Consider the following 10,552-nt stretch of genomic DNA (forward strand, 5'->3'; position numbering starts at 1 on the left):
GCCGTGCTCACCGTCCTCGCCCCCCTGCTGCTGCTCCTCAACGGCCTCGCGGCCGGCGTGATGCTCGGCACCCAGCTCGGCGGCTTCCCGTACATGGCCGCGCTGCCGGTCGACCGCTACGTCCACGCGCACGCCTTCCTCGGGCAGCGCTACGACCCGGCCATGCCGATCTGCCTGCTGGGCACGCTCGCCCTGGACGTGGTGCTGGCCGTGGCGGCACCGGACACGACGGCCCGGGTGCTGTTCGCCCTGGCCGCGCTGCTCACGGCGACCACCCCGGTCATCGCGATCGTCAAGAACGCCCCGGTCAACCGCTGGATGCGCACCCTCGACCCGGACAACCTGCCGGCCGACTTCGTCGACCCGCGCCCCGAGTGGGGCGCCTGGAACAGCCGGCGCAGCTGGATCACCATCGCCGCCCTCGCCGTCAACTGCACGGCGCTCGGCTTCCTGCTCTGAAGGGAAACCCCATGGACCTCGAACTGCGAGGCAAGAAGGCCCTGGTCACCGGCGGTGTGCGCGGTGTCGGCCGGGGCATCGTGCTGGCCCTGGCCCGGGCCGGCGTCGACGTCGTCACCTGCTACCAGCACCCCAGCGAGTTCGTCACCACGCTGGAGCAGGAGCTGAAGGAGATCGGCGGCAACCACCACGTGCTGCGCGCCGACCTGTCGCAGCCCGAGCAGATCGCCGAGCTCCTGGAGCGGGTCCGCGAACTGCACGGCGACCGCCTCGACCTGCTGGTCAACAACGCGGGCGCGATCAGCCACATCCCGTACGCGAACCTGTCGCTGGAGGAGTGGCAGCGCATCGTCAACACCAACCTCACCGGCGCCCACCTGGTCATCCAGTACGCGCTGCCGCTGCTCGGCGAGGGCTCCTCGGTGGTCTCCATCGGCTCGCGCGCCGTGGACGCCGGCATACCGCTGCGCTCGCACTACACCGCCACCAAGGCCGCGCTGGTCGGCCTGAACCGCTCGCTCGCCAAGGAGTTCGGCGGCCAGGGCATCCGCTTCAACGTCGTCGCGCTCGGCGTCATCGAGACCGAGAACTTCCACGCGATGCCGCAGGACCAGAAGGACCTCATGACCCAGCGGTACGGCGCGAAGACCGCGCTCGGCCGGCTGGGCCGGCCCGACGAGGTCGCGGGCGCCATCCTGTGGCTGGCCAGCGACCTGTCCCGGTACGTCACCGGCAACACCATCGGCGTCGACGGGGGGATCTCCTGATGGCCTTCCGTGTGATGCTGCGGCTGGAGATCGCGCCCGGCAAGGACAGCGAGTTCGAGAAGGCCTGGCTGGCCGGCACCGAGGCCGTCACCGGCCACCCCGCCAACCTCGGCCAGTCGCTGGCCCGCGAGCCCGACGGCACCTACGTCATCATCAGCGACTGGGTCGACGAGCCGCGGTTCCGGGAGTTCGAGGAGAGCCCCGCGCACCTCGAACACCGCGCCACCCTGCACCCGTTCCGCACCGGCGGCTCCTTCCATGTGATGGAGGTCCAGCACACCATCCCGGGACAGGCGGCCGGCCATGACCGGTGAGGTCCGCGTGCTGGTGTACCAGGCGGCCGCCGACGAGGCGCAGCTCGACGCGGTGCGCGCCGCCTACCACCAGGTCAGCCGGCGGCTCGCCGGGGTGCCCGGGATGCTCGGCAACGAACTGCTGCGCAACCCGCTGGACCCCACCGCGCTCGCGGTGATGAGCCGCTGGGAGTCCCTGGACGCCTTCCGCGCCTGGGAGGAGGGCGCCGGCCACCGTCAGGACACCGCCCCGCTGCGCCCCTACCGCGACACCCGCACCGCGTCCCCCTTCGCCGTCTACGAGGTCGACGCCGCGTACTGAGCGGCGGCCCCCGCAGGAGAACCCGACAGAGAAGAGAACCCACCATGACCAAACCCCAGCTGGCCTTCATCGGCCTGGGCAACATGGGCGGGGGCATGGCCCGGCGGCTGCTGGACACCGGGCACACGCTCACCGTCTACAACCGGACCGCGAGCAAGGCCGCACCGCTCGTCGAGGCGGGCGCCAAGCTCGCGGACGCCCCGGAGCGGGCGGCCGCGGGCCACCACCTGGTGCTGCTGAGCCTGGCCGACGAGAAGGCCGTCGACGAGGTGCTGTTCGGCCGGATCGTGCCCGTCCTGCAGCCCGGCAGCGTCATCGTCGACACCTCCACCGTCTCGCCCGGCTACGCCCGGCAGGCCGCCGAACGGCTCGCCGCCGCCGGACTGCGCCGCGTGGAGGCCTGCGTCGTCGGCAACCCGCTGCAGGCCCGCAAGGGCGAGCTGCGGGTGTACGTCTCCGGCGACCCGGCCGACCTGTACGAGGCCCGGCCCGTGCTGGAGGCGATCGGCAGCGAGGTCGTCCACGTCGGCGCCCCCGGCACCGCCGCCAGCCTGAAGCTCATCCTCAACCTGCTGCTCGGCGCGCAGGTCGCCTCGCTCGCCGAGGCCGTCGCCTACGGCACCGCCGCGGGCCTGGACCGCGAACAGCTCATCAGCGTCGTCTCGGCGAGCGGCTTCAGCTCGATGGTGATGCGGTTTCGCGCCGATCTGATGCTCAAGCAGTCCTACGAACCGGCCTTCTTCCGCTCGGAGCTGATGGAGAAGGACATCCGGCTCGCCCTGGAGGCCGCCGCGCAGGCCGGCACCGACATGCCGGTGCTCGCCGAGGTGCGCGAGCGGTTCGCCGCGGTGGTCGCCGCGGGCGACGGGGACAAGGACGCCTCCGTGCTCGTGGAGCACTGAGCGGCCGGGGGAGGTGCGGGCCGCCGCCCGCACCTCCCGGGCGCCGTTCGTCATGGCACCAGTCGAAGGGATGTGAGGCAGTGCACAGTACAGGCCGGAGCGCGCTCCGGAACACGGATGTCCTGGTGGCCGGCTCGGGGCCGGCCGGGCTGGCGACGGCTCTGTTCCTCGCCCAGCAAGGAGTCGACTGCTCTCTGCTCGGCGGTCGGCGGGAGCGCGTCAGGCCGCCGCGGATCCTCGGCCTGCACCCCCGGGCCATGGAGCTGCTGCGCTCCCTGGGGATGGAGCGGGAGATACGCGACCTGCCCTCGGCGCGGGCCCTGGCCGCGAACTCCGGCATCCTCGCCATGGAGTCGCTCGCCGGGCACGAACTGGGCGCCCTGGACGCCAAGTACGTCGTCGACGCCGCCACCGACCTCGGCAGCCTCTCGCCCACCAGCTGGTGCCTGTGCGAGGAGAGCGAGCTGGAGGAGGCGCTGCGCGACCGCGCCGAACGGCTCGGCGTGCGCATGCGCCCGGACGCCGAACTGGTCTCCTTCGAACGGGACGGCTGGGGCGACGACGGCATCCTCGCGACGGTCCGCGACCGCGGCAGCGGCGACGAGCACCGGGTGCGCGCCTGCTGCCTGGTCGACGCGGGCGGCACCGGCGGCGCCGTGCGCGACGAGCTCGGCATCGGCTTCGAGGGCCGCACCATGGGCCACTTCGTCACCATCCGCTTCACCGCCGACCTCACCGGGGAGCTGCGCGGACGCCGCTTCATCATGGCGTACGTCGACAACCCGGGCGTGCGCGGATCGCTGATGCCGCTGGACAACCGGGCCGACTGGCTGCTGCACGTGCGCCACGACCCGGAGCAGGAGAGCGCCGAGTCCTTCACCCGGGAACGCTGCACCGCGCTGGTGCGCGCCGCGACCGGCGTGGACGACCTTCAGCCGCGCATCGACAGCGTCAGCGCCTGGGCGGGCGAGGCGAAGGTCGCCGACCGCTTCCGCGAGGGCCAGGTGTTCCTCGTCGGCGACGCCGCGCACGTGATGCCGCCGAGCGGCGGCTTCGACGCCGGCACCGGCATCATCGACGCCCACAACCTCGCCTGGAAACTCGTCGCGGTCCTGGACGGCTGGGCCCACCCCGACCTCCTCGACTCCTACGACGAGGAGCGCCGCCCGGTCTGCGCGGCCACCGTGGAACAGGCCGTGCTGCGGGCCAAGGACCGCGCCCGGCTGCTGGCCGCCTACCCCGACCCGGCCGACCCCGACCTGGTCCAGGACCCGCTGGTGTGGCTGTCCGCCCGCTACCGCTCGATGGCCGTGATGCCCTGGGACGAGGGCGTCCTGCCCGGCTACGGGCTGTGGGCCGCCGAGAACGACGGCCGTCCCGGCAGCCGCGCCCCGCACCTCAGGCTCCGCCACGGCGGCGCCGAGATCTCCGTGCACGACCTGTTCGGCCGGTCCATGGTGCTGCTGACCGGGCCCGACAACCGCCCCTGGCGCGAGGCCGTCCGCTCGGTCTCCGCCGAACTGGGCACCCCGGTCCAGGTGTACGGCATCGGCACCGACGTCGAGGACCTCGACGACCGCTGGCCCGAGCTGTACGGCGTCACCGCGCAGGGCGCCGTGCTGGTCCGGCCCGACGGCGTGGTCGCCTGGCGCTGCGCCGACGCGCCGATCTTCACCCGGACCGTGCTGCGCGCCATGACCAAGCGGCTGCTCCGGCTGGACCGGCCGCCCGCCGAGAAGGAGACACGGTGACCCAGACCGCCGGCCGTCAGGCCACGCACGGCAGCGAGCCGCTGCGGGTGATCCTGCGCATGGAGGTGCACCCGGAGATGGCCGCCGACTTCGAGCAGGTGTGGCTGTCCGTGGGGGAGTCCATCGCCCGCGAGCCCGCCAACCGGGGACAGACGCTGGTGCGGTCCACGGAGGAGGAGGGCGTGTACTACGTCCTCACCGACTGGGCCGACGAGCGCGCGTTCCGCGACTTCGAGGTCAGCCCGCGCCATACCCTGCACCGGCAGCGGCTCAAGCCGTTCCGGCGCGGCGGCGACATGGCCGTCACCGAGGTCGTGCACCGGCTCGAGCCGGTCTCGAGCGCCCCTCAGCCGGCCTGACCGAGGGTGGGGCCGGATCCATCGGCCCCGACATGAGGACCCTTCCATGACGCCAGCCTTCCGCCTCCCACGCCGCCGGTTCGTCCTCGGGGTGGGAGGCGTCGCCGCGGCGGCGGGCGCCGGCTGGGGCGCCACCTTCCTGACCGCCTACCAGGGCCGCCGGCGCAGCAACGTCGGAAAACTGTCCTTCCGCACCCGCTTGCGGATTCCCGCCCAGCTCGCCCCGCGCCCGTCCGCCGACGGACGCCGCCACTACCGGCTCACCCTCGCCCCGGGCACCAGCGAACTCCTGCCCGGCAAGAAGACCCCCACCTGGGGCGCCAACGGCCCCTACCTCGCGCCGACGTTACGGCTGCGCCGCGACGACCGGGTCGCCGTCACCGTACGCAACCGGCTGCCCGAGGCCACCACGCTGCACTGGCACGGCATGCTGCTGCCCGCGGCGATGGACGGCGGCCCGCACCAGACGATCGACGCGGGCGCCGACTGGAACCCCACCTGGACGGTGCGCCAGCCCGCCGCCACGCTCTGGTACCACCCCCACCCGCACGGCGCGACCGGCACCCACGTCTACCGCGGCGTCGCCGGCATGATCGTCATCGACGACGAGCACTCCGAACGCGCCGCGCTGCCCCGCGAGTACGGCGTCGACGACGTGCCCCTGGTCATCCAGGACAAGAACTTCCACGGCGACGGCACCCTCGACTTCACCGAGACCAAACTCGCCGAGACCATCGCCGGCGTGGACAACCTCGGTGTCCTCGGCGACACCATCCTCGTCAACGGCACCTACGACCCGTACTTCGAGGTCACCACCCGGCGGGTGCGGCTGCGGCTGCTCAACGGCTCCAACGCGCGCGTGTACCGGCTCGGCTTCACCGACGGGCGCACCTTCCACCAGGTCGCCACCGACGCCGGACTGCTCGCCCGCCCGCTCGCCATGGAGCGGCTGCTGCTCGCGCCCGGCGAACGCGCCGAGATCGTCGTGGACTTCAAGCCCGGCGACGAGACCGTGCTGCGCAGCTTCGAACCCGCCCTCGACCTGGGCTTCCCCACGGAACGCTTCATGGGCGGCGACGACACCTTCGACATCCTCGCCCTGCGCGCCGCCCGCGAGCTGCGGGAGGCGCCCGCGCTGCCCACCCGCCTGGACGGCGCGGCGGCGCCCGTCGTGGCCCCGGCCGGGGCGCGGCGGCGGCACTTCGAGTTCACCGGCCTGCAGATCAACCACAAGACGATGGACATGACCCGGATCGACGAGGTGGTGCCGGCCGGCGCCACCGAGATCTGGGAGATCGAGCGCGGCGATGAGTGGGTGCACGTCTTCCACGTCCACGGCTGCGTCTTCCACGTCCTCGACGTCAACGGCAAGCAGCCCCCGGCGTACGCCCGCGGGCCCAAGGACACCGTCTATCTGCACGAGTTCGGCACCACCCGGCTCGCCGTCCGGTTCGACACCTACACCGACCCGGCGAAGCCGTACATGTACCACTGTCATGTCCTGCGTCACGAGGACGAGGGAATGATGGGCCAGTTCACCGTGGTGCGGCCCGGCACGGAGGCCGGCGCGCCGCGGACGGTGGAGGGGAGCGGGACCCACCACCACTGAGCCCCGCCGGGCCACGAGGGGGCCCGGGAGGGCTGGGGCACAGGGAAAGACGAAGGCTCCGGGACGCCACCACGTCCCGGAGCCTTCGTCCGTCCCGCCTCCCTCAGCGGATCACAGCACCAGCCGGATCCCGTACCGCCGCAGCCAGGTGTTCAGCTGCAGCGGCAGCTCCACGTTGGCGCGCCGCGCCCACCGGTTCAGGCCCTCGGGGTCCTTCAGCGTCGCCCGCACCGCCGCCACGTCCAGCAGCGGCAGCACCGGGGCCTGCGGGTCGTCCAGCAGGGCGTGCATCTCCGTGCGCAGCGCCTTCTCGTAGCCCGGGTCCAGGGTGACCGGGTACGGCGTCTTGCGGCGCTCGACGACGCTCTGCGGCAGCACGTGCCGCACCGCGGCGCGCAGCAGGCTCTTCTCCCGGCCGTCGAAGTTCTGCATCTCCCACGGCAGGTTGTACGCGTACTGCACCAGCCGGTGGTCGCAGTACGGCATCCGCACCTCCAGGCCCACCGCCTTGAACAGCCGCTCGGTGTGCCCGTTCTGGTTCTCCATGAAGTTCGTCAGGTGCACCCAGCACAGTTCCCGCATGTGCCGCTCCTCGGCCGGTGTGTCCGGCAGGTGCGGCGCCTCGGACACCGACTCGCGGTAGCGCTGCGTGGCGTACTCCAGCGGCGCCAGGTCCTTCAGCAGCGACTCGTCGAACAGGCCGCAGCCCAGGCCCTTGGCGTCGTCGCGCACCACCCCGCGGGCCACCCACGGGAAGGTCTCCATCCGCGACTCGACCGGGTCCCGGTTCCAGGCGACGCCGTGGAACAGCGAGTCGGCCGCCTCACCGGTGAGCACCACCTTGGTGTCCCGCTCGCCCACGGCCCGCGCCAGCAGGTACAGCGAGGTGTTCATGTCGCCGAGCGGCGTCGGGTAGTCCTTGGCGCGCAGCACCTGCCAGCGGGCCACGTCGTCGCTGAGCTCCGCCGGGTCCAGCACCACGCCCGTGTGGTCGGTGTCGAGGTGGCGGACCACGTCGGCGGCGAACGGGGCGTCCGGCGACTGGCGGGTGTCGGTGGCCTTGAAGTTCTCCGAGTGCCGGGCGAAGTCCACGGTGAACGTGCGGATGCGCCGGCCGGTGCGGCGCAGCTCCCGGTCGGCGAGGCCGACCACACCGCTGGAGTCCAGGCCGCCGGAGAGCAGCGAGCCCACGGGCGCGTCGGTGCGCAGGTTGCGCTCGATGCTCTCCTCCAGCAGCCCGCGGATGGTGTCCACGGTGGTGTCCAGGTCGTCGGTGTGCTCGGCGGCGTCCACCCCCCAGTAGCGGGTGCGCCGCACACCGCCGCGGCCCACGACCAGGTGGTGCCCGGCCCGCAGCCGGTGCATCCCGCGGAACGGCGCCACGTGCGGGGTGCCGGAGTAGGTGAAGATCTCCTGCAGCCCCTCCGCGTCGACCTCCGGCTGCACCTGCGGGTGCGCCAGGATCGCCTTGGCCTCCGAGCCGAAGATCAGGCCGGTGGCGGTCGGGAAGTACAGCAGCGGCTCCACGCCGAGCCGGTCGCGCACCAGGAACAGCTCCTCGCGCCGGGCGTCCCACACCACGCCGGCGAAGGTGCCCTCCAGCCGGTGCGCGGCCTCGGCGCCCCACTCCAGGTAGGCGTGCAGCAGCGTCTCGGTGTCGCCGCCGTGGCGGAAGCGGTGGCCGCGCCGGGACAGCGTGGCGCGCAGCTCCTCGTGGTTGAGGATCGAGCCGCTGTGCGCGGCCACCGCGACGGTCCGCCCGTCGTGCTCCAGGGCGACCGGCTGCCGGCCGCCGCCCTCCAGGTCGAACACCGAGAGATGGCGGTGGCCCAGGGCGGCCCGCGGGCTCGTCCACACGCCCTCGCCGTCCGGGCCGCGCAGGGCCATCGTCGCCGCCATGGCCAGGACGGTGCCGCGTTCCCGGGTCAGATCCCGGGACCAGTCCACCCAGCCGGTGATTCCAGACATGCTTACTCCCTCGTCGTCTCGCGGGGTGTGGCGGCCCGGCCGGTCACCGCGCCGGCGGCGCCTTCTTCACGGGCCGCCGCGCCGGCGGTGCCCTTGTCGCGGGTCACCGCGCCAGCAGCGCCTTCAGTACGCCGTCGAACACGGCCTCCGGGTCGTCCTGGGCGTCGGCTGCGCGCCAGGCCACCACGCCGTCGGGCCGCACCAGCACCGCGCCGCCGGCCCGCACGCCGTACGCCGCGGCCCAGGCGCCCGCCGGGTCGTCCAGCGCGTCGCCGATGCGCAGCACGTCGAGCGTGACGCCCGCGCGCCCGGCCGCGGCCCGTGCGGCCTCGGCCCAGGGCTCGCCCTCGGGCCCGGCCAGCAGCACCGGGGCCTTGGTGAACAGATCCAGCGTCGACACCTGCCGCCCGTCGCGCTCCAGCACCACGTGCGGGGCGCGGGTGCCGGGCAGGCCGTGCGGGTCGGCGTTCCACACGCCGTCCGGCACCTGGTCGTCCGCGCCGGTGAGCACCGCGCCGGAGCGGTACTGCCAGCCGAACCAGATCTCGGTGTCGGCGTGGATCGCCGGGTCGGCCGGCGCGGGTTCCTTCGCCGCCAGCCGCGGCCGGTCCTTCGAGCGCAGCACCGCCTGCTCGACGGTGGCCGCGCACACCGGCCGGCGCTCCGGGTCGTAGCTCTCCAGCAGGCCGGGGCCGGCCTCGCCGCGCAGCACCGCGGCCAGCTTCCACGCCAGGTTGTGCGCGTCCTGGATGCCGGTGTTGGAGCCGAACGCGCCGCTCGGCGGCATCACATGGGCGGCGTCGCCCACCAGGAAGACACGGCCCTGCGCGAACGCGGTCGCGGTGCGCCCGGCGGCCTCCCAGGGCATCACCCCGAGGACCTTCACCTCCAGCTCCGGCACCCCGGCCGCGGCCCGCACCAGCTCACGGCACCGCTCCTCGGTGAAGGAGGCGGCGTCCTCGGCGGCCGGGTCGAACACCACGTGCAGCAGCCAGCGCCGGGAGTTGTCCAGCGGCATCAGCGCGCCGCGCACGGTGTCGTTGAACGTGTAGCACATGATGAACCGGCGCTCGCCCAGCTCCTCGGCGAGGTCGGCCTCGAAGTGGACGTTGAGGAAGTGCCCGGTGGTGCCGGGGCCCTCGACGCCGATGCCGAGCGCGGCGCGCACCGGGCCGGCCGGCCCGTCCGCGCCCACCAGGTAGTCGGCGGTCACGGTGCGCACCTCGCCGGTGTCCCGGTCCCGCAGCCGCGCGGTGACGCCGTCCGCGTTCTGCTCGAACGACTCCAGCTCCGTGTAGTACGCGAACCGCGCGCCCAGTTCCCGCGCGCGGTCCCGGATCACCGGCTCGAACTCGTCCTGGTGGCACAGGCACCAGCCGGTCGGCGACAGCGCGCTCAGATCGGTGCGCACGTCCATGAAGTACTGCTCGTGCAGGGCGCCCAGCTGGTGCCCGGCCAGCGACTGGGCGGCCAGCACACCGGTGTTGTGGGCGAGGGCGCGCGCGGACTCGGTGGCCCGCACCCGCTCCTCCAGACCCGCCGCACGCATCAGCTCCATCGCCCGCGGGTTGATGCCCCGCGCGCGGGGGTGCGGCGAGATGCCGCGGTGGCGTTCCACCACCAGGCAGGGCACCTCGTGCCAGGACAGGAACAGGGCGGTGGACAGGCCGGCCAGTCCCGCGCCGGCCACCAGCACCGGGACGTGCTGCTGCTTTACGGACACGTGCTTCCTCCTCGGAACGACACCTGCGGCTCAGGGTGCGGGGCGCGGGTCGGGGCGCGATGGAGGAAGACTGGAAGAGCGGCCGCCGCGCGCCCGGCGCCGTGCCGCCGCGCGCCTCGCGCCGTGCGGCCGCCGGTCAGTAGCGGTAGTGGTCCGGCTTGTACGGGCCGTCGACGTCGACGCCGATGTAGGCCGCCTGCTCCGGGCGCAGCCGGGTCAGCTTCACACCGAGTGCGTCCAGGTGGAGGCGGGCGACCTTCTCGTCGAGGTGCTTGGGCAGCGTGTACACGCCCGTCGGGTACTGCGCCTGCTTCGTGAACAGCTCGATCTGCGCGATCGTCTGGTTGGCGAAGGAGTTGGACATCACGAACGAGGGGTGACCGGTGGCGTTGCCCAGGT

The 10,552-nt window shown here is 73.4% G+C and carries 11 protein-coding genes; 8 read left to right on the top strand and 3 right to left on the bottom strand.

From position 1 onward, the window contains the following. The first annotated feature begins 3 nt into the window (after positions 1-3). The 8 genes from ACF1AL_RS03465 (at position 4) to ACF1AL_RS03500 (ending at position 6,462) form a co-directional block, all read left to right on the top strand. Complete coding sequence (locus ACF1AL_RS03465) at positions 4-459, top strand: anthrone oxygenase family protein (RefSeq protein ID WP_366842126.1); 456 nt, start codon at positions 4-6, stop codon at positions 457-459. A gap of 11 nt (positions 460-470) precedes the next feature. After that, positions 471-1,226: an SDR family NAD(P)-dependent oxidoreductase gene (locus tag ACF1AL_RS03470; protein ID WP_391697175.1), complete on the top strand. Its 756-nt coding sequence runs from the start codon at positions 471-473 to the stop codon at positions 1,224-1,226. Then, a complete protein-coding gene (locus ACF1AL_RS03475) occupies positions 1,226-1,540 on the top strand; it encodes an antibiotic biosynthesis monooxygenase family protein (protein WP_366842128.1) in 315 nt (104 codons plus the stop codon). The genes ACF1AL_RS03470 and ACF1AL_RS03475 overlap by 1 nt, the downstream gene beginning before the upstream one ends. Continuing rightward, positions 1,530-1,841, top strand: coding sequence for an antibiotic biosynthesis monooxygenase family protein (locus tag ACF1AL_RS03480; protein ID WP_384209961.1), 312 nt, complete (start codon positions 1,530-1,532; stop codon positions 1,839-1,841). Before ACF1AL_RS03475 ends, ACF1AL_RS03480 begins: the two co-directional genes overlap by 11 nt. 44 nt (positions 1,842-1,885) lie before the next feature. Then, on the top strand, positions 1,886-2,743 hold the full coding sequence (locus tag ACF1AL_RS03485; protein ID WP_366842130.1) for an NAD(P)-dependent oxidoreductase: 858 nt from the start codon (positions 1,886-1,888) through the stop codon (positions 2,741-2,743). A 125-nt stretch (positions 2,744-2,868) separates the two neighbouring features. After that, positions 2,869-4,494, top strand: coding sequence for an FAD-dependent monooxygenase (locus ACF1AL_RS03490; RefSeq protein ID WP_384209965.1), 1,626 nt, complete (start codon positions 2,869-2,871; stop codon positions 4,492-4,494). Further along, on the top strand, positions 4,491-4,853 hold the full coding sequence (locus ACF1AL_RS03495) for an antibiotic biosynthesis monooxygenase family protein (protein ID WP_386419772.1): 363 nt from the start codon (positions 4,491-4,493) through the stop codon (positions 4,851-4,853). Before ACF1AL_RS03490 ends, ACF1AL_RS03495 begins: the two co-directional genes overlap by 4 nt. A gap of 46 nt (positions 4,854-4,899) precedes the next feature. Next, on the top strand, positions 4,900-6,462 hold the full coding sequence (locus ACF1AL_RS03500) for a multicopper oxidase family protein (RefSeq protein WP_391781165.1): 1,563 nt from the start codon (positions 4,900-4,902) through the stop codon (positions 6,460-6,462). 111 nt (positions 6,463-6,573) lie between these two features. Here the strand turns inward: ACF1AL_RS03500 and asnB are convergent, their stop codons facing one another. From asnB to ACF1AL_RS03515, 3 genes are all read right to left on the bottom strand, one after another. Beyond that, a complete protein-coding gene (gene asnB / locus ACF1AL_RS03505) occupies positions 6,574-8,430 on the bottom strand; it encodes an asparagine synthase (glutamine-hydrolyzing) (protein WP_391825424.1) in 1,857 nt (618 codons plus the stop codon). A 103-nt stretch (positions 8,431-8,533) separates the two neighbouring features. Then, positions 8,534-10,153, bottom strand: a complete 1,620-nt coding sequence (locus ACF1AL_RS03510; RefSeq protein WP_391781163.1) for an FAD-dependent monooxygenase — start codon at positions 10,151-10,153, stop codon at positions 8,534-8,536. 136 nt (positions 10,154-10,289) lie between these two features. Then, positions 10,290-10,552: adenosylhomocysteinase (locus ACF1AL_RS03515; protein ID WP_391825425.1), on the bottom strand; the 263-nt coding region annotated here is incomplete at its 5' end.

The organism is Streptomyces sp. NPDC014801 (assembly GCF_043082085.1).
Classification (GTDB): domain Bacteria; phylum Actinomycetota; class Actinomycetes; order Streptomycetales; family Streptomycetaceae; genus Streptomyces.